Here is a 23,339-nt window from a genome sequence, read left to right on the forward strand (position 1 = left end):
CTTCCCAATAGTCATGCACAAATGCCAAGTCCGAGCCTGTTGCTACTGTTCCCGCGCGGTGAATAATTCCAAATGCGGCTTGCCCATTTTGTTGAAAACTTACACCTACATCTCCAGAGTTTGTTCTTTTTAGGGCAAGTTTTATGTTGCGATTATTTGTGGTATCATCTCTTACATCTAGTCTTACGGTAGGATTCGAAGTGCCTATGCCGACATTCCCCCCTCCTAGAATACGCATGATTTCAGTCCCTCCGCCTCCAGGCCCTTCCCAATAGTTATTAAGAAATGACAACCCTCCATCCACGCCTGCGCGATGGACCAGCCCAAAAGCAGCAACACCATTTTGCTGGAAACTTAATCCTACGTCACCTACTCCTCTGCGCCTTATGGCAAGTTTTTCATTGTTGTTTGCGTTAGTGCTATCTAGGATATCTAACCTAGCTACAGGAGCATTTGTCCCTATTCCTATTCTTCCACTCGCTGTTAAGCTTCCAGCGATAGGAGACAAGTCAGTTGCGTTGACTCGTCCGTCTCCAGAAGTATCTCCAATAGCTTCGCCGTTAGTTACAAATAAATTATTATAGTTACCACTTGGTGAAGGATAATAGGTAGTTATTGTAATATCTTCTTGGGCAAAACAAAAAGTAGATGAAAACAAAACAATTGCAACGGTTGAAAATATTGTTCTGAGATTTTTCATGTTAACCTCCCTTTGTGTTTAAAGTATATAATATTTTTACTTACTTTACAATAATTAATTCTTTGTTATAATACGGTTAAAGAGGTAATTATGTATTGCAATTTTTACGGTTTAAAAGAGCGCCCGTTTAATATCACTTCCGATCCCTCCTTTTTTTTCTCAAGCCTTAAGCATAAAGAAGCATTAGCACATCTTTTATACGGAGTTACGCAAAGAAGAGGAATTATTGTTTTAACCGGGGAAATTGGGACGGGAAAAACAACAATCTGCCGTTTTTTATTAAATCAATTAGAAAAAAATGTAAAGACCGCTTTTATCCTTAATCCGCATTTCTCTGAAACACAATTACTTGAAGCGATAATTAAAGATTTTGGGATTAGTTCTAAAGGTAAATCCCGCCTCGCTTTAGTCTCTGAATTAAATGATTTTCTTCTTAATGAATCGGAATCGGGGAATAATATCGTGTTAATTATTGATGAAGCACAGAATTTAAAGCCTCCTATCTTAGAGCAGATCAGGCTTTTATCTAATCTTGAGACGGAAAAAGAAAAATTATTGCAAGTTGTTTTAGTAGGCCAGCCGGAGCTTAACCGGAAGCTGGATCTTTATGATTTAAGGCAGCTAAGGCAACGAGTTATGGTTAGATACCATATAAGCCCTTTAGACAAGCTTGAGATAAAAGATTATATAAAGCATCGTATAAATATTGCCGGTGGCAGTAATAATATAGAATTTACCGAAGAGGCTATAGATAAAATTTCTTTTTTCTCCGGAGGGACCCCCCGCCTTATTAATATGATTTGCGACCGTGCTTTGCTTGCAGGTTTTGTTGCTGAAGCCTGTGCTATAGATTTAAATATAATTGAGAAATGCCTTGATGAACTGGAACCCTATCTTGTAGGAGAGCGCTAATGAGTATAATAAACGATGCTTTAAAGAAGATTCAGAAAGGTATTAGTCCTCATTCTTCCGATAAAACGGAAAATAAGCCTGAACAGCAGCTAATAAATACACCTGTAGCACAGCAGCCACCTGTAATCAAACAACCTGATATTATTGTCCCATCAAAAACCGTTGTTCCTCCTCCCAACCTTTACGCTAATCCAAATCAGCTTCAACAGGTTGTGTCAAAGCCAACTGATAAGCCAAAAGATAAATTTAGTTTTAGGCCTATTGTCATGTTTATTTTGTTTGTTGCATTGGCTTATTTTTCAAGGGGGACATTAAAGAATGTTTATAATGATTTATTAAAAATTATGCCTAATTCTATCCAGTCGTTTTTACCCGGAGGTAAAGATAAATCTAAAGATAAGAAAAAAGTGCCTCAAGTGTCACCTTATAAAACAACAATTACCCCGAAAGAAAAGATAGAAACTTTAGCGCCCCAGATGTCTACGCCCATCACTTCGGTTTCATCTCCTGCTGTTCCCTCTCCTGCTGTTCCAACAACTCCTCCGGCTCAGCCGCCGGCAGCTTCCCCTGTTTCATTGATCCCCCAGGTTGTTAAAAAACAGTTTGAGCCAAAAAGTCAGGCTTCCCAAGAACCTTTTATTCTTAACGGAATCTTCTTTTCTGAGGATAAAGGCGGATATGCATTGGTAAACAACCAGATTGTAAAGGTCGGGGATACTATAAATGGTGCGGTTGTGAAAAAGATTACCGATGAGTTGGTTGAACTGGAAACTGAAGGCTCAATTATTAAGCTTTCTACGCGGTTAAAATAAATAAAGGGACGATTCTGTTTTTCTTAAGCTCATTAAACTTAAAAAATAGAACCGTCCCTTTTTTTTAAACTCGATTCTTTATAGCTTTAATTATTACAGGAAGTGGAATGTTTTTTACGATTTTAGTTTTACCGATTCCGGTTATCAAAACAAAACGATTGGTTTTACCGATAAACTTTTTATCGCGGTAGTGGGCGTTTATAATCTTAGGTAAAGAAACTCCTTCAATTTTTGTAGGCAGCCCAGAGTTTTTAATCAAGTTTTCAATTTTGTTTTTTGTTGAGTCGTTAATAAGCCTTAGTTCTTTGCTAATATCAGTTGCGACAAGCATCCCTAAAGCAATTGCTTCGCCATGGGTATATTTCTTGTATCCGCATGCTGCTTCAATGGCATGCCCAATAGTATGCCCGAAATTCAATATTGTCCTTATCCCCTTTTCTTCTTTTTCATCATTTCCAACGATTTGAGCTTTGATTTTACTGCAGCTTTTTACAATTTCTTCCAAAGCAGATGATTTTAGGCTAAGAATGTTGCTAAGGTTTTCTTCCAAGAAAGTAAATAACTTTGCGTCTTTTATTATCGCGTATTTTATTACTTCAGCAAGGCCCGAGTGTATTTGCCTTGTGCCTAAGGAAGAAAGAAGCGCAACGTCGCTAAAGACTATCTTTGGCTGGTAGAATGAACCAGCTAAATTCTTGGCCTGGGCTAAATCTACTGCAGTCTTTCCTCCTATGCTGGAGTCAACCTGTGCTAATAGGGTGGTAGGTATCTGTATGTAGGGTATCCCTCGTTTATATATTGAGGCAATAAAACCTGTTAAATCTCCAGCTACTCCTCCGCCAAGAGCAATAATGAATACTTGCTTTTTCTTGTCGTAATTTGCAATATCTTTAATTATTGTTGCGGCTAACTCTAAAGATTTGCTTTGTTCTGAATCGGGAATGGTTTTAAATTTAACGCTAAATCCTGATTGCTTTAGGATTTTATTTAAAGTGCCCCCGAATTTGTTTTTGATTAGCGAGTTCGTGATTATATAAGCGTCTATACCTATATTAAGCTTAATAAGGTAATCACCTAATAAGTTTATGATATTGTACCCAACTATGATTTTATAAGACCTTTTATCTAAATTAAGTTTTATAGTATGCATATTAAGCGGCAACTCCAAGTAATCTTAAGATAAATTCAACTATCGGCCAGACGATCCATCCGAAAATCCCCAGCCAGATAAGCACCATAAGGATAACAAAAGAATAAGGCTCAATCTGTGAGTATCTGTAAGAAAGATCATCGGGAAGCAATCCTGCCAATACTCTTGAGCCATCCAGTGGTGGTATGGGGATGAGGTTAAAGACTCCCAATACTACATTTATTACTATTAAGTTTACGGTAAGATAGCTTATTAGTGAAGGAAGAGAAACAAACCTGATGATAAAAGCTAGAATCGTGGCAAAAATAAAATTGGATAAAGGCCCGCTTAGGCCAACCCAGATAATGTCTTTTTTTGGATTCCTTAGCGCCCAATAATTTATAGGAACCGGTTTTGCAGCGCCAAAAATGAATTTGCCGCCACTTGATAAATATAAAAATAACGGAATGACTACAGTCCAGATTGGATCAATGTGTGCTAATGGGTTAAGGGTCAATCTGCCGGAATATTTCGCAGTTTTATCCCCTAACATGTAGGCAGTCCAGCCGTGGGAGAATTCATGCACGGTCATTGCTATAATCAATAGCCCAAAAGAAATTACAAAGGAAATGATTAGCCCAGGCATTAATTTACCAGCTCAATATTTTTTACTTCAATCACGGTGAATTTCTGTTTAGGCAGGTTCATTTTATTTCCAGTAACCTTTACTTTTTGGAAATTAAGTGATTCAAGGCTTTTTTTGTTTCCTTTTAACAGAAAGATTTCGTTGTTTTTAGTAAAGAGTTTATGTGTTGCGGCCCGGTTAAAAACCTTTCCGTAAGGCTTAATTATACCTTCAACTGTAATAATTTCGTTAGTAGGATTTTTTTCTGTATTTACGGGAAGGCTTGTATTTGGTTTAATGGTTACTGCAGGTGAAATATCCCCTGTTCTGTTTACAAATTTCTTGTATACCCAACCAAAACTATTTTGAATCGGTTCAATTTTAGCCCAACCCGAGGTTTCTTCAAGGATATTTACTACTTCGTTTATGTCCAAAGTGCCTAAGATTGGGGTAGATTCATTTGGGCCAAGGCGGATATTAATCCTGTCTTTAAGAGCCTTTGCATTAAGGCATTTTGTTTTCTGCTCTGTTTGCGGCAGGCCCGCGGAAGTGCTGGCTTTTTCGTAATTAAGGCATTCTAAAAAAGAGGCCTTTATATAGCAAGCAGCTCGTTTCGGAAGCCTTACCTTATACCAGTCATTTGCGCTTGCAACAACTTCAACCTTTTCTGATTTTTCAAGTATGCAGATTATCTCCGAAGAAGTCCTGGAGTCGGCTCTTAAATTAATCTTGTTACCGTTGACTTCTCCAAGAAAAGGAAAAGATTCTTCTGAGAAGCAATTGTTTAGGCAGGCAAAAGCCGATAAAAAAACCAGACAGCAAAGAATTTTTATTGAATTTAAGCGCATGGATAGTTTAAAAGGATTTTATTTCTTTTCAGGTGCCTTGGCGCCTTGTTTACCAGCTCCAGCTTGTTCTTTTCCTGCGGCAGCTGCTGGGGCAGTAGTCCCTTCTGCAGTAGTCCCTTCTGCGGCTTTCTCAACCTTTTCTTTCTTAATCTTGATTCGTATTGTCTTAATCTTGGGAAGACCGAAGACTTTATCTCCGTCTTTCCATTGGCCTTTTTCAGCCATCATCCTAATGCGCTCTGTGCGTTTTAGGACTGATCTTTGTTTTTTATCTTTTTCGGATATTGCTAATGATGGATGGATAGACATGTTTCTTACAACCTCCTTATACGGCAGTCCGCGTATCGTTTTCTTAATTGCGTAAGCAGCGATTGAGCCGTTTCTTGATTAATAAAATTTCCTACGCATAATATTGTCATTTTTCCTTTAGGTAACACTAATGGGTTAAGCCCTTTTGCTTTTAATATACTAGCTTCTTTTTGTGCGTTTATCTTTGTTTTGTAACTTGCTAATTGAATGGTAAAAGTTGAATTATTTCCATTTTTAGCAATTTGCTGATTTTCGCCGGCGTTTTGCTTTGCTATTTGATTGTTTAAAGGCAGTTTTGATTTGCTGATTAAGCCTTCAGTAGGCAGCTGATTGCTAATTTGTGAAGTTTTTGAATCATTGATAACCTGTTTATTTTGAACAGGCACTACATTTTTAGCTATGTCAAGCCGCGAAACATTAATATTAAAAGCAAGCCTCTTTCCTTTTTCAACTCCTAATGAAAAACTGATAATACAGCCAATTATGAATCCCGCAATAACAAGGATGCTCTTTTCAAATTCCCAAATGCGGTTTAAAAAGGGCTTCTTATTCTTTTGTCTTTGTGAATCTTGCGTATTATTTGATTCAGTAAAGAGTTCTAGCTGAGAATTATTATTGTCTTCCATATTTTTTGAATTTAGATTAGCTAATTGACTAGTTTCTTATTCTTTATTATACACCTTACTGGGGGGTGTTTTCAAGTAGTTTTTTGAGTTAATCTTCTTGATTACTTTTAGGAAGGCTTCTACTACTTTGGGGTCAAATTGAATTCCGCTTTTTTTCTTGATTTCTTTGATTGCTGTGGCGGTATCCATTCTTTCGCGGTAAGGCCTGCCGTAGACCATAGCCTCAAAGGCGTCTGCTACAGCCATAATACGAGCTCCCTGTGGGATTTGTCCTTTCTTTAACCGTGAAGGGTATCCTGTGCCATTAAATTTTTCGTGGTGGTGCATGATAATCGGGATTACCGGCTTTAGTACTTGAAGAGGCTTTAGAATTTGCGCTCCTTTAACGGGGTGGTTTTTTATAATATCGTATTCTTGGGGAGTTAATTTCGTAGTTTTTGTAAGAATCTCAAGCGGGATATCAGCTTTCCCAGTGTCATGAAGAAGGCTTGCATATTTCAAACTCTCAATTTGTTTTTCATCCAAATGCATCTCTATGCCAATCGCAGAGACAAGCTTGCTAAAATAAGGCGAATGAGTATATTCCGATGGGACTCTTGTGTCTAAAAGCGTAACCAGCGATTTTATGCTTCCTAAAACTATTCTTTGCTGGTCTTCGCATAACTGTAAATTTTTAACTCCAATTATGGATTGCTCAACCAAAGCCATTAACAGTTCCTGGTCGGCTATTTCAAATTTTGGTGAGTTCTTCTTTCTTTTTATTACAACAACCCCAATTATGTCATCGCAAATAAGAGGGACAGCCAAGATGTTATTTTTTCTAACCGAGGTGAGGGTTTTTAGTATCTTTTTTTCTATTCCTGAAGTGATTTTTGATTTTTTATCGTTAATGATTTTTTTTCTATCGCTTGCGATGCATTTTAAAATAGAATATTTTTTGGAAGTGTCAAGCAGGATAATTGAGCAGGAATGTGCGCTAAATATCTGGCAGATGAGCCGGCTTAAGCGGCTGATCAAATCTCTTAACTGATAGGTTGAATTAATCAGCCTATAGATAGAATGCATTGATGAGATTAAGGACTTATACTTTTTCGTAGGGGTCGAATAATTTTTTGTATTCATTTAAAGCATACCTATCTGTCATCGCGGCAATATAATCGCAGACAACACGCCTTTTGCCGTCCTCGGGAATTCTTTTTTGGATTTCCGGGGGCAACATTTCAGGCTTATCCATGTATATTTCAAATAATTCTTTTATGAAACGTTTTGCCTTTGTGCTCATTCTTACCACCCTATAATGATGGTAGAGCCTATTCATCAGGAATGAGCGTAAGGGCTTCCTTAATTCTAACATATCTTTACTGAATGTGACAACTTTTTTATTTAATTTTTTTACAGCTTCAGGAGATTTAAGTTTAAGGTCTTTTATATTTTTTTCAGTTTGTTTGATTAAATCAGTAACTTGCAGGTCAATCAAGGATTTAATAATGAGGTATTTCTTTTTTGTCTGGTCAATGTTCGGATATGATTTTGCAATATTCCTGTAGATATCCCTCCAGATTTCTAAATTCTCCAAATCTGAAAACTTAATTAGCCCGGAAGTTAAGCCATCGTCAAGGTCGTGATTATCATATGCGATTTCATCTGCGATATCAACGATTTGAGTTTCAAGGGTGGGCATTTCTTTTGGAGCCAAGGCTTTGATTGCTACGGAAACGTCAAACGCCGATGAATGTTTGACAATCCCCTCTCTTACTTCCCATGTTAAATTCAGCCCGCAGAAATCAGGGTATCTTTCTTCAAGATAATCAACTACTCTTAACCCGTGAGCATTATGGTTAAACCCGCCGTATTTCGCCATCAGCTCATTTAAAATTTCTTCACCTGCATGCCCAAAGGCAGTATGCCCTAAGTCATGGGCAAGGGCCAAGGCTTCAGTAAGGTCAACATTTAAACGCAGGCTCATTGCGATAGTGCGGGCAATCTGGGCTACTTCAAGGGTATGCGTTAAACGTGTACGGTAATAATCTCCCTCGTGGTTAACAAAAACCTGAGTTTTGTATTCAAGCCTTCTAAATGCTGCGGAATGAATAACTCTGTCGCGGTCTCTTTGATAGGCAGACCTGTATGGATGTTCCGGTTCTTTGTGTACTCTGCCTCTTGTTTCGCAACTTTTCATTGCGTAAGGAGCCAGGAGTACATTCTCAAACTTATTTATTTCGTTTTGATTCAGCATTTTTTAATAGTTTGTATAATTCTTCTAAAGATTGGGAGATTACTTTGGTTGAGAAAAGCGTGGGCATGAAATTTGTATCCCCTGTCCAGCGCGGGACGATATGGATGTGAATATGATTAGTAATCCCTGCGCCTGCTGGTTTTGAAAGGTTAATTCCTATATTAAAACCTTCCGGTTTTAAAGTTTCCGTAAGCATTTTTTTAGCTTTTTTTAAGGTTGAAAAAAGATCAAGGATTTCTATTTCGCTTAATTGTTCAATGTCTTTTACGTGCCTTAAAGGGCAGACCATAACATGCCCGCTATTGTAAGGAAAAGTATTAAGTATTGCTATAGAGTGGCGCGTTTTGATAAAAACGTGGTTTTCTTCTGGTTTTTTTGCGCCTATGCAAAAAATACAGCCTTTCTTTTTCTTGCCTCTAATGTAATTAATTCTCCAAGGGGCCCACAATTTGTCCATTTTTATAATTTAATTATCTTTGCTTCAATTTTATCGTTGATTTCTATTATACCATAAGAATTGGAAGCCGCGAAGATTTTATCCGTTGGGCTTCCGGGGTTAAAATAAAGAATTCCGTTGATTTTCTCATTTACACTGCAATGCGAATGGCCGAAAATAATGATATCAACGGGGATGTTTTCAAAAGCAGTAGTTAAAACCTCAATTAATTTACTTGGGGCCCCCCATCCATGAGCAAGCCCGATTCTATACTTGCCGATTTTAAAAACTTCCTTTTCCGGCAGAATAGTTTTAACTTCTTCATGGTCCATATTTCCTTGAACCGCTTTTACGTTTGGACAGATTTTTTTAAGGGTTTCCAAAACACTTATATCAACAAGGTCCCCGGCATGGATAATCATGTCTGCGGTTTTAAGGTCATCAAGAAGCTTTTTTGGTATTTCGGTTGATCGTTCAGGGATATGCGTATCAGAGATAACTACTATTTTTATCATATTAAGCAGTAATACCCGGTTTAGAAAACAGGTCAAAGATAAGGTTTAGGTTGTTAATATCCCAAGTCCAGACTTTTTCTTCCAATGCCCTTAGCCTTGTGTTTGCATCAATGTCATTTAACGTAACAATAACTTTTCTTTGCAGTTTATGACGGTATTTTTTACATTCTTTGGCAAAATCAGCAACGTCTTCTTCTGTTAAAACCTCTTTTTTTACTCCCACTATCCATAGGCAGTCGCTGGAGCGGCCAATCAGACCATCTTTTAACCTTCCGTTAGAGAATTCCAATTGTTTAATCTCTCTGAAATGGTCTAACCGGATCTTTTTTCTCTCCATCTGAATCATCTCATCTTCAAAGAGCCTTAATAATTCAGTCATTCTTTCAGTTAGAGGCTTATGTGTGCTCGCAAGGAACTCGTTAATTATCGCTCCAATTTTATCTTTGAATAAGGCTTTTTGTTTTCTTGCATCAAACGTCAGGGAATTTAATTTCTCTTCATGGATAAACCTGAGCCAAAAGCTAAAAACCCTGTCATTAATCCTTAAGAAGTCGCCGCTTCTAATAATAGTGTCAAGTTCCAGTAAGTGGTTTATCCTTAAGAATAATTCTTTTTGTTGTTTATGAAGCAAATGCGCGATGTCCTTGATTTTATTCCTGCCACAGGATATAAGGTATAAAATTGAAATGTAATCATTTCCATAATTTGAGTCTTGAAAACGTTTGATATAATTGGAGAATCTCTGGTTAAGTGTTCCTGAGGCATCAAAAAGCAGGTTTTCCAGTATTTCTGCAAGATTTTGTTCTTTTGATTTTGATAATTCTTCGGCGATTACTCTTAAATAAAGCGGGTATCCCCCTGAAAAATGCACCACAAAATTCTTAAGGCCGGAGTTAAGGCTTAAACCGCTGAGCTTTTGTTCAAGGTATTGTTCGCTAGTCTTTATATCCAAGGGTTCAACTTGGATAACTTCAAAATTCCCGAATAGTAATGATAAATGTTTTGTAAGGGTAGTTTTTGCTTTAAATTCCAAAGAGCTAACAATGATATACATTGTGTGTTTCTGGGTAATTAAGAGTTTTGACCATTCTCTGTAGAGGTTCTTAAAACCCAATTTCTCTAAGTTGAGGAATTCATCAAGAATTATTACGCAATGTTTCCCTGTTTCTGAATGCAATATCTCTGGTAGGCTGAATAACTCAGTGAAGATTTCAGTTTGTTTTTTCTTTTTTACGAGGCTAAGGATTGATTTAATCTTTTCAACAGTTTTAGGAATATATTTTTCTGATTTTTCAATTAAGAAATTAATGTCGTCTTTAAGCACAACGTCGCTATTTATTAAAAAATTATACAAAAGCACTCCGATAAATCTTTTTACGAAATACTCAAGGGATTCTTGCCTTATCTCGAGATAGGATATAACAATCCTGTTGTCGTAGAACTTTTCAAGAAACTTAAAGATTATGGAAGTCTTACCGACTAGTTCTTCTCCGATAATGGCAATATTCTGCCGGTACCCGCTTAAAAGGCCTTTTAAGCGTTTATTAAGAAGATCTGTGTAGGTTTTTCGGTCAAGAAATTCTTGGGTTATCATGGGAGATAATAATTAGGGTTTTGGGGGTAAGGGCCTTTTCTTATTTCAAAATGCAGGTAATTGTTTTTGTCCCTTGAGGCGTTGCCAACCTTGGCTATAACAGCGCCTTTTTGAACACTATCCCCAGGTTTGACAAATACTTTTGAATTTCTGGAATATATTGTAAAGAATCCGTCCTGATGGTCAATGATTATTGTTTTTCCGAATTGCCCGAATTCATCAGCGCAAAAGGAAACTCTTCCGTTTCTTGCTGCAATCACATCAGTGCTTTCAATAGCCTGTATGTTTATTCCTTTGTTAAGTATGTTGTTGGAAGTCTGCCCAAATCCTAGCAGGATTCTTCCTTTTGCTGGCCAGGTAAAATCATCAGAAGAGGAATATTTTATTGCAGGTTGGCTGGTTTGTTTTTTTTGATTTGGGATAAAGATTAACTGTCCTATTTCTATGGAGCTTGATTCAGGAATCCTATTTACCCGGATTATTTCGTCAATGTCTATATTATACATTTTTGAAATACGCCAAAGGGTTTCCCCTTTTTCCACTTTGTGGTATATCCCCGGCAAGCCTTCAATCTTAGTGGATGGAATAATTGGTTGAGAGGCGCAACCCGAGAAAAACAGCGCAAGCAAAGACAGAGTTAACGTTAGAAAAATATGTTTTACGTTTTTCATTTTTTAAAAGCGGGTGAGCGGAATCGAACCGCCATATCTAGCTTGGGAAGCTAGTGTTCTACCACTGAACTACACCCGCAAATTATTCTTATGCCACCACTGTCCCGCAATTAACGCTTAATATGCTTGATGCGGGATCCCGCCAAGTGTCTGTAATGCTAGTTTTGCGGGAAACTACACCCGCAGGCACTCTTCCATTAATTTTATAGAACAATACTTACCGCACATAGTGCAGACATCCGAATCATTAGGTTTTGATGAAAGCCGGAATTCTTTTGCTTTATCCGGATCAATTGCTAATTTAATTTGTTTTTTCCAGTCTCTTTTTTGACGGGCAAGGGACATTTCTTTGTCCCAGCTAAGAGCACCTTTAACACCCTTTGTTATATCAGCTGCGTGGGCAGCGATCCTTGATGCAATCACGCCTTCTCTTACGTCATTTATTGTAGGATGCCTTAAATGTTCTGAAGGTGTAACATAGCATAGAAAATCAGCTCCATAGCTTGCCGCCAATGCTCCTCCGATAGCGGAAGTGATATGGTCATAGCCCGCTCCTACATCGGTAACAAGCGGCCCAAGGACATAAAAAGGGGCTCCATTGCAAATTTTCTTTTGCAGAGAAATGTTTTCTTTGATCTGGTTTAATGGAACATGGCCCGGCCCTTCAATCATTACCTGGACGAATTTTTTTCTTGCCTGTTTTGCTAATTGGCCAAGTATCTTAAGTTCTGCGATCTGCCCTTTGTCGGTTGCATCAAGTATGGAGCCCGGGCGAAGGCCGTCTCCTAAGCTTAAACAGACATCATATTTATATGCGATATCCAAGATACGGTCAAAATATTGATAAAAAGGGTTTTCTTTTTTGTTGGAATTAATCCAGCTTGCTATTATTGCTCCCCCTCTTGAAACTATTCCCAGGACTCTTTTAGATTCTTTGATTGTATTTGTGGTATTGATAGTTACTCCAGAATGTATAGTAAAGAAATCAACTCCCTGTTTTCCCTGAGCTTCTAATGTGTCAAGTATATCTTCAATGGTGAATTTTAAAAAATTACCTCTTTTCTTCTGAGCGTTAACCGCAATTTCATAAATTGGGACTGTGCCGACAGGTATGTTGGAAGCGCCCATTATTTCTTTTCTTGTTTTTTGCAGGTTTTCTCCGACGCTTAAATCCATTATCGTGTCAGCGCCGTATTTTTCTGCTGCTTCAAGTTTCTTTAGTTCGCTTTTTATTTCACATTTATCCGTAGATGTCCCGATATTGGCGTTAATTTTTGTACGCAGGCCTTTTCCTACAGCGCAGGGTTTGCTGATCTTGTGGTGTTTGTTAAGAGGAATGACTATAGAACCGTTTTTTATCCCTTCAAGAATGGTTTTTGGGGGAAGCCCTTCCATTTTTGCAACTTTCTTCATTAAATCAGTTAAAATATTCTTGGATGCGTATTCTAATTGAGTCATTTTAATTATTCAGTAGTTTTGAAATCATCTTGGTTTGTGAGGCAATATTGTTCGCAAGGCAGATTTCTCTGCAAACAGCAACTCTTCTTGCGCCATTTGACATAACCAATTTTAAGTTTTTGGAATTTATTCCGCCGATTACGAAAAACGGTATTTTAATTCTTTCTTTAACAGATTCAATTGATTTTAAGCCGATGGCTTTTCGTTCCGGCTTGGTTGGAGTTGAGAAAATTGCTCCTAACCCAATGTAGTCTGCCCCCTGTTTCTGGGCTAATAGGGCTTCTTTTAAATTAGAGCATGATACACCGATTAGTTTATTTTTTCCTAAAATTTTTCTGGCAAGCGTAAGAGGGATGTCTTGTTGCCCAAGATGGACTCCATCGCTATCGGTGACCATGGCTATGTCTATATAATCATTGATAATAAAGAGTGTTTTTGTGCCTGCAAGAATATTGCGCAGCTGGAAGGCATTTTTTAAAATAGATTTTTTATCTGATGTTTTATCCCTGTATTGAATTATGTCTACACCCATATTCTTTACCTTGCTGGCAATTTCTGTTACCGAGGTATCTTTAAGAATCTCTTTATCTATGATTAGGTAAAGAAAGGATTTTTTTAGCAATTTTTTTCTCAGTTTCATAGATGTTGTACCTGATTTTCTTAAATCCAGAAGCAATTTTTGTATCTATTAGTTTGGAAAACTCCTCCAAGACCCTGATTGATTCTTTAACGCGTTGCATATTCGCAAAGAAAATATCTTTAAAATCTTTGCGTTTAAATTCACTTTTAACAAAAATATCAAACCCGACGTCCCTTAGGCTGTATCTTTGTTCAAGCAATTCTTTCTTGGCGGGAAATTTATTTAGAATGCTATCCAATGAGTGCCTGATCTTTTTTAAATCTTCTGTTAAAGAGCGGTTATCAAGGATGAAGCGGGTGATTTCTTCTGTAACGCGCAGGCCTTCTTTAGCACGATTAATATTCGCGTCAATAATCCTGTTGATTGCTTTAGTTTTTAAAGGTTTTGACAATTTTATTGATTAAGTTTGTAGTTGAGCGCCCGGAAGCCAAAGTAATGGTGTAAATTTTCCCGCCATAGCTTCTTACAAATTCGGCACCTACTATATTATTTTTTTTCCAATCGCTTCCCTTAACCAGTGCATCGGGTTTTATTGCTTTAATGGTTTCAAGAGGGGTATCTTCATTAAAGATTACGACATAATCAACGCTTTCCAAGGCTTCAAGGACTCCTGCTCTATCGTCTTGGCTTACTATGGGCCTTTTGTTTCCTTTAATCCTTTTTACCGAAGAATCCGAATTTAGCCCGAGGATGAGGATGTCGCCTTTTGATCTTGCTTTTTCTAAATACATCACGTGGCCGAAATGTATTAAATCAAAACAACCGTTAGTAAAAACGATTTTTTTTCCTTGCCTATGAAGGCCTGAAGCAATTTTCTTGATCTGGCTTGTAGTTTTTATTTTACGTCTTGACAAAGTGTTTGCTCCACGAGTTCACAGATAATATGTATTATGGTTATATGTGATTCCTGAATCCTGGCGGTTATATTGGATGGAACAATTAAAGCTACGTCAGCAAGTTTAGCAAGTTCCCCGCCGTCGCCACCAGTAAGTGCAATAGACCGAATACCCATCTTTTTTGCTTGTTTTATTCCTAAAGCAACATTTTTCGCTTTTCCGCTTGTTGAAATAGCAAATATTATGTCATTCTTTTGTCCTAAAGCCTCAACCTGCTTAGCAAAGATGACTTCGTAGCCATAATCATTTGCCAGGGAAGTTAGAACAGAAGTATTGGTGTTTAAGGAAATCGCAGCCAACGCACTCCTGTCTTTTTTAAATCTTCCAATAAATTCGGCCGCCATATGCTGGGCGTCTGCAGCAGAACCGCCGTTGCCAAAGATTAAAGCTTTACCGCCTTTTTTCAGGCTTTCAATTAGGATGTCGGCAATTTCTTTAATTTGCCCGATGTTGTTGCGCAGGATTTGTTCTTTGACATGAATGCTTTCCAAAAGTATATCTGTTATTTCATCTCTCATTTTATACCTCTTATTTAGCCAAAGAAAACTTTAGCAATGTCGTATAGCTCCATATCTACCAGTTTTAATGCTTTTACTGCTTCTTCTAATGGAACGTCTATGATTTTTATTCCTTGCAGAGCAACCATTCTCCCGAATTTTTTATTCTTTATTAATTCAACGGCTTTTACTCCGAAGCGCGTTCCTAAAACTCTGTCAAATGCGGTAGGAGTTCCTCCTCTTTGAATGTGTCCAAGCACACTTACTCTTGTTTCAAAGCCCGTCCTTTTTTCAATTTCAGCAGCAAGGGCTTCTCCGATACCGCCAAGCCTTACATGGCCAAAAGCGTCAAGCTTTTGTTCTTGCAGCACAAGGCTGTTATCTTTAAAATGAGCGCCCTCAGCGACAACAACAATACTGAAAGTTTTTCCTCTGGCATGTCTCTTTTTTATGATTTCACAGACTTCATCCATATCAATGGGAACTTCAGGGATAAGGATTACATCAGCTCCTCCGGCAATACCGGATTCAATTGCGATCCAGCCGGCGTGCCTTCCCATAACTTCTGCAACAATAATCCGATGGTGGCTTTCTGCGGTCGTATGCAATCTGTCAATACATTCTGTTGCAACGTTAATCGCTGTGTCAAAACCAAAAGTATAATCAGTAGCTGAAAGGTCGTTATCTATAGTTTTGGGAACTCCGACGATATTAGGCAATCCGTCTTTGGTTAATTTTGATGCAACACCAAGAGTGTCTTCTCCTCCGATTGCAATCAATGCATCAAGGCCAAGTTTTTTAAAGTTATCTTTTACTTTTTGAACATCGCCTTCTTTTTTATAAGGATTAGTTCTGCTTGTTCCGAGGATGGTCCCGCCTTTTGGCAGGATCCCTGAAACCGCCAAACTATCTAAAGGCATAGTGTCAGCCATAACAAGGCCTTTCCAGCCATTTTTTATTCCAACAAATTCATATCCTTCAAGTAAACCTTTTCGTACTGCTGCCCTGATAACTGGATTTAAACCCGGACAATCTCCTCCGCCTGTAAGAACTCCAACCTTTGTCATTACTATTTCCTCCCGTTAAACTCTGCCGTAACCACTAAATGGTATTGTCGGCTCTTGTTTGTCAAATTCTTTTCTTTTTTTATCTTTTTCTTCTATTGAAGCAATTTTCGCTATGTGTATGTTGATAACGGGTTCTTGTTCAAGCCCTAAAACCCTCTGGATTTCCGATTTTGTCATTTCCTGAAGCCGGGAAGTAAGTTCGGGCATGTTTGCTTCAGATTTCAGTATTACTCTTAAATCAACGATGATGATTCCTTTTCTATTTGCAATTACGGTAGGCCTTAGCTCTTTTACTTCTGAAATAAGGTTTGAAAGCCTTCTGATTAGGTCTTCAACGGCCGTTAACGCGACGGTAATTTTCCCTGAAGGGGTTGAGAAAGCTATTGTTTTTTCTCTTTGGAAACGGGATAAGATTAATTGTGCAAGTGAAAAACTGATCAATATTAGCAATAAACCCGAGAGGAAGATGATTATCCGGTAGTTGGCATTGCCTTGAATTATTAGAAGAGTGTTAGAGATATATTTTTCACAAAGAGGCTGAAGTTTTTCAAAAGAAAATGCCACAGAAAAAACCATCATGAGTAATCCGATAATAACGAGGATTGTTGTATAAAAGAAAACGCCTAATGCCCTCATTTTACCTCCTTATTTTTCTATGCTTTGGATACTAATATCAATATCTTTTATTGAGAGATTTGTCATTTTTTCTAATGCCTGACGAATGTTCTCCTGTGCCTTATTGGCGATTTCCGGTATATTGTATCCATATTGTATGACTAAAGGCACTTCAATTTTTACCCCGTAATTTTTATCAAATTCTACTTTAATATTTGATAAATCTTTTTTTCCCAGTAATTCCAATAAGCTGCTCCGGAAACTTACCCCAATACGTTTGACGCCTTCAATCTCGGTTGCGGCAATTGAAGCTACAGAAGCAACGACGTTTTTATGGATTTTGATTGTGCCTAAGTCTGTGCGGGATTCGTCATTCTGCATTATTCTTCCCCTTTTTGTCCTTGTTTCATCATTTCTTGGACAAAATGCGTGGAAATATCACCTTTTAAGAATAAGGCATTGCTTAAAAGCTGTTTATGAAAAGCTATGGTTGTTTTAATGGGCGCGATATAAAATTCCCCTAAAGCTCTTTGCATAATACTAATCGCCTCTTGGCGGTTTTTCCCATGAGTTATTACTTTAGCGACAAGTGAATCATAGTAAGGAGAAATTGAATATCCCGGATAAATATGCGTATCAATCCTGACACCCGGGCCGCCCGGCAAATACAATGTTTCAATTTTACCCGGGCATGGCATGAAGTTATTCTCAAAGTCTTCCGCGTTAATCCGGCACTCAATAGCAGCGCCTTTAATCTGGATATCTTCTTGCTGGATTTTAAGTTTTTCACCCGCGGCAATGCGGATTTGTTCTTTGACAAGGTCAATACCGGTTACCATCTCAGTAACAGAATGCTCAACCTGTATCCTTGTATTCATTTCCATAAAATAGAAGTTATTGTTTTTATCAAGAAGAAATTCTATGGTGCCAACGCTGCTGTATCCGGCAGATTTTACTCCTCTTAGCGCTGCTTCGCCCAGCCGTTTGCGCAGCTTAGCATCAACTGCCGGCGAAGGGGATTCTTCTAATAATTTTTGGTGCCTTCTTTGGATACTGCAGTCTCTTTCTCCTAAATGTACGATATGCCCGTATTTATCGGCCATGATTTGGATCTCAACATGGCGGGGTTTTTCTACGTATTTTTCAATATAAACGGAAGAGTTTCCGAAATTAGCTTCTGCTTCAGCTTGTGCTGTCATTAAGCTTGAGACGAGTGTTAAATCATTGTGGCAAATTCTCATACCTTTTCCGCCGCCACCAGCAGCTGCTTTAATAATAACCGGATAACCGGTCATTTTTGCGGTTTTGATTGCTTCATCTTTATTTTTTACAGGATTTTGGCTTCCTGGGACAATAGGCAGCCCAGCTTTTTTCATTGCAGCGCGTGCCGCCATTTTATCTCCCATTAGGCGGATGTTTTCAGGAGTAGGGCCGATAAAAGTAATCTTACAGGATTGGCAGATTTCAGCAAAATGTGCGTTTTCTGCCAGGAAACCGTATCCGGGATGAATTGCTTCAACGTCGGTAATTTCTGCGGCGCTGATTATTGCTGGTATATTTAGATAGCTGTTGGAACTTGCTGCCTGCCCAATACAGATTGCCTCATCAGCAAGGCGTACGTGGAGTGAATTTCTGTCAGCTTCAGAGAAAACAGCTACAGTGCGGATGCCTAATTCTCTACAGGCACGGATAATTCTTACGGCAATTTCGCCGCGATTTGCAATCAGGATTTTAGAAAACATTATTTTAAAAGAGGTTAAAGCGGTTCAATGAGAAATAACGGCTGGCCAAATTCAACCGGTTCAGCGTTATCAACTAGGATTTCAAGTAATTTCCCTTTTATTTCTGACTTGATTTCGTTCATAAGCTTCATTGCTTCTATAATGCAAACAACCTGTCCTGCTTCAATTGTTTGCCCGGCCTCAACATAAGGAGCCGATTCCGGGGAAGGCGCCCGGTAAAAAGTTCCGACCATAGGTGCTTTGATCTCAACTGTTTTTGAAGTTAAGTTCACAGTAGTTTCTTTTGCTGCCCTTTGAGGGGCTTCAGACGGCTTTTCTTTCTCAATAATCATAGGGCCGTGAAAGACTTCTGTCCCAGCTGAGGTTTTCTTAAGGCGGATTTTTGTCCCGTCCTTTTCAATTTCCAGCTCCATAAGGCTGTTTTCATTCATAAGATTGATCATTTCTTTGATTTCTTTAATGTTCACTCTTTTCCTTCCTTCCTTATTTAGGAGACCCTTTCAACGTATCCACCGGTGCGTGTGTCAATTTTAACCTTGTCGCCTTCGTTAATAAATAACGGAACTTGAATAGTGGCCCCTGTTTCAACTTCAGCAGGTTTTGTCCCGCTTTTTGCTGTGTCTCCTTTAATGCCCGGCTCCGTGTGCATGATTGTAAATATGATAAAATTAGGAAGATTAACGCTTAAGGTGTCATGTTTATAAAAATATCCGGAAACTTCAAGGTTGTCTTGAAGGAATTTTTTATTATCTCCGATGCTTTCTTCGGGGATTGCAATTTCTTCAAAAGTCTCTTGATCCATGAAATGGAACATCCCGCCGGATTGATATTGATATTGAAGCTTTCTTTCTTCAACAAAGGCAACTTCTATTTTTTCATCGCCTCGAAAAGTTTTTTCAAGAACATTGCCGGTTTTCATGTTCCTGCATTTGGCGCGTACAAAAGCCGCACCTTTGCCGGGTTTAACATGTTGAGCGTCAATAACCATATACACTACGTCATCCACTAGGATTGTTACACCTGATTTGACTTCATTAATTGATAGAGCCACTTAACACCTCGCATCCTTTCTTGGTTACTAAAACCATATCTTCTATTCTTATTCCAAATTTCCCCGGTAAATAAATTGCTGGTTCAACTGTAAAGACCATTCCCGGGGTTAATTTTTCCTGATTTTTGCCGGATATTGTTGGTTTTTCGTGGATATCCAGCCCTACTCCATGCCCTAGGCTATGCCCAAAGTATTCTCCGAAGCCCTTTTGACTGATGGTGCTGCGCGCTTGTGAATCAATCTTGGCAATCAAAGTTCCAGGCTTGATTGCATTTATGGCGCTTCTATTTGCCTTAAGCACTAAGTCGTAAATGCTTCTTGCGTAAACACTAATTCTACCTAAAAAGAAAATTCTTGTCAAGTCTGATTTATAGCCTTCGTAATCTACCCCAATGTCTACTAACACAAGTTCGTTATTCCTAATTCTTTTTTGCGAAGAGATGTGGTGCGGAAAGCTGGAATTTGCGCCTGAGGCAACTATTATGTCAAAAGCCGAAGCCTTTGCGCCATGATATCTTATGAAACGTTCAAGTTCAGCTACAACTTCTAGTTCTTTCTTTCCCGGTTTGATTACCCTCTTTGCAAAATTTAGCGCTTCTTTAGTGATTGCAATAGCTTTGCGGATTTTCTTTAATTCTTCAACAGATTTTACCTCTCTTAAGTTCTCAACCAAATCTTGTGTTGGGATTAAGCTGACTTTTTTCCCAAAAGCTGTTTTTATTTTTTTGTAACCGCTAAAAGAAAGATTCCTTTCTTCAAAGCCTATCCGTTTTGCATTTATTTCAAGGCAAATCTCAACTAAGGTTTGCGTAATAGCCCCATCAATCTTTTTAATTATGATTTCGCGTCCAAGCCGTTTTTTTGCTTCTTCTGTGTATCTTGAATCCGTAAGATAAAACAGCCTATTTTTGCTGATTAGAAAGTAGGAATCACGGCTTGGGGTTTGAGTAAGATAGGAAATATTTGTCGCGGAAGTTACAAGTAAGCAATCTATTTTTTTCTGAGCAATCTTTTTTCTGATATTTTGTATTTGTAAGGTCATTTAGCATTAATTAAATCAATCAAGGCCATAAGCCCTAATAGATAGCTTTTTGCCCCAAAACCAAGGATGGTTCCTTTGGCAACCGGGCTGATTAAAGATTTATGCCTGAATTCTTCCCTTGAGTAGATATTTGAAAGATGCACTTCTACGGTAATGACTCCTGAAGCAGCAATTGCATCTCTTATTGCAACGCTTGTATGTGTATAGGCAGCCGGGTTTATCAGTATTGCCTGAAAAGTTTTTTTGGCCTTACCGATTAAGTCTACGATTTCGCCTTCATGGTTTGATTGGATGATTTTAAGCGAAACCTTATTTTTCTTGGCCAGCTTATTTAATTCTGCGTTAATTTCTTTTAAAGTAACTCTTCCGTATACGGCAGGTTCTCGTTGCCCCAAAAGATCAAGATTAGGCCCATGTATGACTAATATCTTTTTCATTTAATTTTCCGCTTCGTCAATTAGCATAACGGGGATCCCGTCTTTTATGGGATATTTTTTCCCGCATTTCTTGCAGACTATTTTGTTGTCTTTTAATTCAACATCAGCTTTACAGGCAGGGCAGGCAAGAATATCTAATAATTCCTTGTCAATCATTTTGTTTCTCCTTTTGATGTTGCAATGTACTGCATTTTTAATTCGTAAAGCATATTTTCAATCAAAGTGCTTTCTTCTTTTGTTAAATTATTATTAGTTTTTTCTTTAAGCATATCAAGGGTGTCAATTATAAACTTGGCTTGATTAAGGCTTTTTTCAGTTTTGTTGGTAGCGGGATTCGGGACAATTCCAAGTGAAATTGATGCTTGTAGAGAAAGTGTAGTTATAAAGAAGCTAAAATCCGGAGTAATCGGGGTAAAATCATCATTGGTGTTTTTTAATTCAGTTTTTTCTTTCTCGACTTGCGCTTTCCAGCTTTCGTCAATCTTCTTGTCTTTTTCGTCCATAGTTTTAATAGATTATGATGCCGGCATATCCGACAACACTATTTCTATCTCCCGTAGTTTCTCCGGATGTCTGGTATCTGATTAATTCGCTTGATACTGCCCCTAAAAGCTTAGCCGCTCTAATCATTGCTATTGCAGGCGCAAATCCACACATGGAGATGTTTAGTTTTTCTTTCTTTTCAATTAATTTATTTTCGTTTAATTCAAGGATTGCTTTTATTGCTTCGTTGTCTTTTGATTTTGCTTGGGGCTCAGGCTCGTAATGGGTCATATCAGAGCTGGCTACTATTAACACTGAATCTTCCCTGCCGTTTTGTTCAATGGTTTCTGTTAATTCCTCCCCGATTTCTTTTAGGGTGTTTGTATCTTCGGACATAATAGTAATCGGCACGATTTTAATATCTTTTTTGAAATATTGGAAAAAAGGCAATTCTACTTCCAGTGAATGCTCATTTATATGCGCGGATGAATCTTCTTTAAGAAATTCCGAATTCTTCAATATTTGATTGGCTAAAACTGAGTCAATTTTTACGTCTCCCAGCGGAGTTTGCCAGATGCCTTCTGTCATGATGCTGTATGGCGCCCCATATCCGGTATGATTTGGCCCAAGGAGAATAATTGTTTCTTTTAAGTTTATCCGGGAAACCGTTTCTGCAGCCACCTTCCCTGAGTAAACATAGCCGGCATGAGGAAGTAAACAGGCTAAGCAATCTTTCTTCTGTGTATTTTTATCAATAAAAGATTCAATCTGATTTTTTAGATGCTGTGCGGATGAGGGATAAAATTGCCCTGCGAAAGACGCTTTTCTAATATCATATAATCCCATGAAACGCTCCTTCAAGAAATGCTTTAGCTTTTATTAAATCATCAGCAGTAGCAGGATGGTGCGCTTCTATAACTTTTATGGTTTCTTTTTTTAGAAAAGGCTTAAATCTTAAAAAATTTAAATCGCCCTTTAGAGGGGCAAGATGATCCTGGCATCCTGAAATATCATGAATATGGATGCCAAGCAATTCCTTACCGTAAGCATCAAGATAATCTTTATGACGCCAAAACCCTAAATTTTCCATTAATTGGGCATGCCCTGTATCATGCCAATAAAAAATATTAGAATTTTTAAACTCTTTAAGTATTATTCCGATTTCATTAAAAGAAGGCATCTCTCTATAATAAAAGCGTGTTTCTACTCCTAAAAGTATTCCTGATTTCTTAGCATGCACATTTAGTTCTTCTAAACTCTTAAGGGCGTTATAAAGGAAGGGTTTTGACTGGGCGGATCTTTCTTTAATAACTTCTTTTTTTAATTCATTAAATGCCTTGGATTTTCTTTGGCCCAAATTGTACAGGCTTATAAGTTTTCTGGTCCTATCTGGGATTTCCACTCTTCCGCAGTGAAGGACTACTGCTTTAGCTTTAAGCGATTTCGCGGTATCAATAGAACGTTTTGAATATTTAACCGCGAGCTCCCTCTGTTTATCGTCGGTAGAAGCCATTGAGAAACAATCAGGTAGCGCACTTAAACGGGAAAATTCCTTTGGAATCGGGCAGTAGTTGTGAATGCTGCTAATTTTAATCTTATTTGAATCCACTTCATTTTTAGCCTGCCTGACCATTGAAGCAGTGAGATTAAAACTAAGCTCAACTTCCTTAAAGCCCAGCTTTTTTATTTCAAAGAGCAGTTTATTTGCGTTTTTATAACGAAAAGCATTCCAAGATGTAGAAAGTGATAAACCCATTTTAACGCCTGCTTTTAGCCTTCTTTCTCTTGCGTTCGCTGGGTTTCTCGTAATGCTTGCGGTCTCTTACTTCTTTTAGAATTCCTTCCTGCTCAATTTTCTTCTTGAAACGGCGCAATGCTGCTTCAAACGATTCGTCTTTTTTGACTTCAACTTCTGACAATATGATCATCTCCTTTCAATTATAAGCTTTATTTTGAATTATTAATATACCATCTATAATATAAAGTGTCAATAAAAAG

Annotated in this window: 32 protein-coding genes and 1 tRNA gene; 2 read left to right on the forward strand and 31 right to left on the reverse strand. The window is 38.0% G+C overall.

Annotated features, from left to right (window positions below; translation table 11 throughout):
• On the reverse strand, nt 1–700 hold a 700-nt coding region (locus PHO70_07855), incomplete at its 3' end, for a hypothetical protein (protein ID MDD5432876.1).
• Nucleotides 701–790: 90 nt separating this feature from the next.
• Here PHO70_07855 and PHO70_07860 point away from each other — a divergent pair.
• Both PHO70_07860 and PHO70_07865 read left to right on the forward strand, forming a co-directional pair.
• Nucleotides 791–1,612 carry an AAA family ATPase gene (locus PHO70_07860; GenBank protein ID MDD5432877.1) on the forward strand — a complete coding sequence of 274 codons (822 nt, stop codon included), beginning with the start codon at nt 791–793 and terminating at the stop codon, nt 1,610–1,612.
• Entirely contained in the window at nt 1,612–2,424 is an 813-nt protein-coding gene (locus tag PHO70_07865; protein MDD5432878.1) for a hypothetical protein, read from the forward strand. Before PHO70_07860 ends, PHO70_07865 begins: the two co-directional genes overlap by 1 nt.
• 64 nt (nt 2,425–2,488) lie before the next feature.
• On the opposite strand, the gene aroB is transcribed toward PHO70_07865, so the two are convergent.
• The 30 genes from aroB to rpsU form a co-directional block, all read right to left on the reverse strand.
• Nucleotides 2,489–3,574 carry a 3-dehydroquinate synthase gene (gene aroB / locus PHO70_07870; protein ID MDD5432879.1) on the reverse strand — a complete coding sequence of 362 codons (1,086 nt, stop codon included), beginning with the start codon at nt 3,572–3,574 and terminating at the stop codon, nt 2,489–2,491.
• A gap of 1 nt (nt 3,575) precedes the next feature.
• Entirely contained in the window at nt 3,576–4,199 is a 624-nt protein-coding gene (locus PHO70_07875) for a site-2 protease family protein (GenBank protein MDD5432880.1), read from the reverse strand.
• Nucleotides 4,199–5,026: an SH3 domain-containing protein gene (locus PHO70_07880; protein MDD5432881.1), complete on the reverse strand. Its 828-nt coding sequence runs from the start codon at nt 5,024–5,026 to the stop codon at nt 4,199–4,201. Before PHO70_07880 ends, PHO70_07875 begins: the two co-directional genes overlap by 1 nt.
• Nucleotides 5,027–5,044: 18 nt before the next feature.
• Nucleotides 5,045–5,335 (reverse strand): small basic protein, encoded by a 291-nt coding sequence (locus PHO70_07885; GenBank protein MDD5432882.1) that lies wholly within the window; start codon nt 5,333–5,335, stop codon nt 5,045–5,047.
• A 5-nt stretch (nt 5,336–5,340) separates the two neighbouring features.
• Entirely contained in the window at nt 5,341–5,961 is a 621-nt protein-coding gene (locus tag PHO70_07890) for an SPOR domain-containing protein (GenBank protein ID MDD5432883.1), read from the reverse strand.
• A gap of 36 nt (nt 5,962–5,997) precedes the next feature.
• Nucleotides 5,998–7,083 (reverse strand): HD domain-containing protein, encoded by a 1,086-nt coding sequence (locus PHO70_07895; GenBank protein MDD5432884.1) that lies wholly within the window; start codon nt 7,081–7,083, stop codon nt 5,998–6,000.
• The gene (locus PHO70_07900) at nt 7,043–8,197 is read right to left on the reverse strand and encodes a deoxyguanosinetriphosphate triphosphohydrolase (protein ID MDD5432885.1); all 1,155 of its coding nucleotides are present in this window, start codon (nt 8,195–8,197) and stop codon (nt 7,043–7,045) included. The genes PHO70_07895 and PHO70_07900 overlap by 41 nt, the downstream gene beginning before the upstream one ends.
• Nucleotides 8,172–8,654, reverse strand: coding sequence for an HIT domain-containing protein (locus PHO70_07905; GenBank protein ID MDD5432886.1), 483 nt, complete (start codon nt 8,652–8,654; stop codon nt 8,172–8,174). The genes PHO70_07900 and PHO70_07905 overlap by 26 nt, the downstream gene beginning before the upstream one ends.
• Nucleotides 8,655–8,656: 2 nt before the next feature.
• The gene (locus tag PHO70_07910) at nt 8,657–9,148 is read right to left on the reverse strand and encodes a metallophosphoesterase (GenBank protein ID MDD5432887.1); all 492 of its coding nucleotides are present in this window, start codon (nt 9,146–9,148) and stop codon (nt 8,657–8,659) included.
• A gap of 1 nt (nt 9,149) precedes the next feature.
• Nucleotides 9,150–10,742, reverse strand: a complete 1,593-nt coding sequence (locus PHO70_07915) for a hypothetical protein (protein MDD5432888.1) — start codon at nt 10,740–10,742, stop codon at nt 9,150–9,152.
• Nucleotides 10,739–11,413 carry a LysM peptidoglycan-binding domain-containing M23 family metallopeptidase gene (locus PHO70_07920; protein ID MDD5432889.1) on the reverse strand — a complete coding sequence of 225 codons (675 nt, stop codon included), beginning with the start codon at nt 11,411–11,413 and terminating at the stop codon, nt 10,739–10,741. Before PHO70_07920 ends, PHO70_07915 begins: the two co-directional genes overlap by 4 nt.
• 8 nt (nt 11,414–11,421) lie before the next feature.
• Nucleotides 11,422–11,492: transfer RNA gene (locus tag PHO70_07925), tRNA-Gly, on the reverse strand.
• A gap of 95 nt (nt 11,493–11,587) precedes the next feature.
• Nucleotides 11,588–12,871, reverse strand: a complete 1,284-nt coding sequence (gene thiC, locus PHO70_07930) for a phosphomethylpyrimidine synthase ThiC (GenBank protein MDD5432890.1) — start codon at nt 12,869–12,871, stop codon at nt 11,588–11,590.
• Between the two features lies 1 nt (nt 12,872).
• Nucleotides 12,873–13,511: a thiamine phosphate synthase gene (thiE, locus tag PHO70_07935; protein MDD5432891.1), complete on the reverse strand. Its 639-nt coding sequence runs from the start codon at nt 13,509–13,511 to the stop codon at nt 12,873–12,875.
• Nucleotides 13,456–13,902 (reverse strand): thiamine-phosphate pyrophosphorylase, encoded by a 447-nt coding sequence (locus PHO70_07940; protein ID MDD5432892.1) that lies wholly within the window; start codon nt 13,900–13,902, stop codon nt 13,456–13,458. The genes thiE and PHO70_07940 overlap by 56 nt, the downstream gene beginning before the upstream one ends.
• Entirely contained in the window at nt 13,880–14,365 is a 486-nt protein-coding gene (gene rfaE2 / locus PHO70_07945; GenBank protein MDD5432893.1) for a D-glycero-beta-D-manno-heptose 1-phosphate adenylyltransferase, read from the reverse strand. Before rfaE2 ends, PHO70_07940 begins: the two co-directional genes overlap by 23 nt.
• On the reverse strand, nt 14,347–14,925 hold the full coding sequence (gene gmhA / locus PHO70_07950; protein MDD5432894.1) for a D-sedoheptulose 7-phosphate isomerase: 579 nt from the start codon (nt 14,923–14,925) through the stop codon (nt 14,347–14,349). Before gmhA ends, rfaE2 begins: the two co-directional genes overlap by 19 nt.
• Before the next feature lie 14 nt (nt 14,926–14,939).
• On the reverse strand, nt 14,940–15,971 hold the full coding sequence (locus tag PHO70_07955; protein ID MDD5432895.1) for a 6-phosphofructokinase: 1,032 nt from the start codon (nt 15,969–15,971) through the stop codon (nt 14,940–14,942).
• Between the two features lie 15 nt (nt 15,972–15,986).
• Nucleotides 15,987–16,607 carry an alkaline shock response membrane anchor protein AmaP gene (amaP, locus tag PHO70_07960; GenBank protein ID MDD5432896.1) on the reverse strand — a complete coding sequence of 207 codons (621 nt, stop codon included), beginning with the start codon at nt 16,605–16,607 and terminating at the stop codon, nt 15,987–15,989.
• 9 nt (nt 16,608–16,616) lie between these two features.
• The gene (locus PHO70_07965; protein ID MDD5432897.1) at nt 16,617–16,967 is read right to left on the reverse strand and encodes an Asp23/Gls24 family envelope stress response protein; all 351 of its coding nucleotides are present in this window, start codon (nt 16,965–16,967) and stop codon (nt 16,617–16,619) included.
• Nucleotides 16,967–18,328, reverse strand: coding sequence for an acetyl-CoA carboxylase biotin carboxylase subunit (gene accC / locus PHO70_07970; GenBank protein ID MDD5432898.1), 1,362 nt, complete (start codon nt 18,326–18,328; stop codon nt 16,967–16,969). The genes PHO70_07965 and accC overlap by 1 nt, the downstream gene beginning before the upstream one ends.
• A 14-nt stretch (nt 18,329–18,342) precedes the next feature.
• Nucleotides 18,343–18,795, reverse strand: a complete 453-nt coding sequence (gene accB / locus PHO70_07975; GenBank protein ID MDD5432899.1) for an acetyl-CoA carboxylase biotin carboxyl carrier protein — start codon at nt 18,793–18,795, stop codon at nt 18,343–18,345.
• A 20-nt stretch (nt 18,796–18,815) separates the two neighbouring features.
• Nucleotides 18,816–19,316 (reverse strand): elongation factor P, encoded by a 501-nt coding sequence (efp, locus tag PHO70_07980; protein ID MDD5432900.1) that lies wholly within the window; start codon nt 19,314–19,316, stop codon nt 18,816–18,818.
• Nucleotides 19,317–19,362: 46 nt separating this feature from the next.
• Nucleotides 19,363–20,421 carry a Xaa-Pro peptidase family protein gene (locus PHO70_07985; protein ID MDD5432901.1) on the reverse strand — a complete coding sequence of 353 codons (1,059 nt, stop codon included), beginning with the start codon at nt 20,419–20,421 and terminating at the stop codon, nt 19,363–19,365.
• The gene (aroQ, locus tag PHO70_07990; protein ID MDD5432902.1) at nt 20,418–20,858 is read right to left on the reverse strand and encodes a type II 3-dehydroquinate dehydratase; all 441 of its coding nucleotides are present in this window, start codon (nt 20,856–20,858) and stop codon (nt 20,418–20,420) included. The genes PHO70_07985 and aroQ overlap by 4 nt, the downstream gene beginning before the upstream one ends.
• The gene (locus PHO70_07995) at nt 20,859–21,014 is read right to left on the reverse strand and encodes a Trm112 family protein (protein ID MDD5432903.1); all 156 of its coding nucleotides are present in this window, start codon (nt 21,012–21,014) and stop codon (nt 20,859–20,861) included.
• The gene (locus PHO70_08000) at nt 21,011–21,361 is read right to left on the reverse strand and encodes a DUF1844 domain-containing protein (GenBank protein MDD5432904.1); all 351 of its coding nucleotides are present in this window, start codon (nt 21,359–21,361) and stop codon (nt 21,011–21,013) included. The genes PHO70_07995 and PHO70_08000 overlap by 4 nt, the downstream gene beginning before the upstream one ends.
• Before the next feature lie 4 nt (nt 21,362–21,365).
• Nucleotides 21,366–22,187: an AmmeMemoRadiSam system protein B gene (gene amrB, locus PHO70_08005; protein MDD5432905.1), complete on the reverse strand. Its 822-nt coding sequence runs from the start codon at nt 22,185–22,187 to the stop codon at nt 21,366–21,368.
• Nucleotides 22,174–23,097 (reverse strand): sugar phosphate isomerase/epimerase, encoded by a 924-nt coding sequence (locus PHO70_08010; protein ID MDD5432906.1) that lies wholly within the window; start codon nt 23,095–23,097, stop codon nt 22,174–22,176. Before PHO70_08010 ends, amrB begins: the two co-directional genes overlap by 14 nt.
• 1 nt (nt 23,098) lies before the next feature.
• The gene (rpsU, locus tag PHO70_08015; GenBank protein ID MDD5432907.1) at nt 23,099–23,260 is read right to left on the reverse strand and encodes a 30S ribosomal protein S21; all 162 of its coding nucleotides are present in this window, start codon (nt 23,258–23,260) and stop codon (nt 23,099–23,101) included.
• Nucleotides 23,261–23,339 lie beyond the last annotated feature (79 nt).

Source organism: Candidatus Omnitrophota bacterium, from assembly GCA_028715415.1.
Lineage (GTDB): Bacteria > Omnitrophota > Gorgyraeia > Gygaellales > Profunditerraquicolaceae > JAQURX01.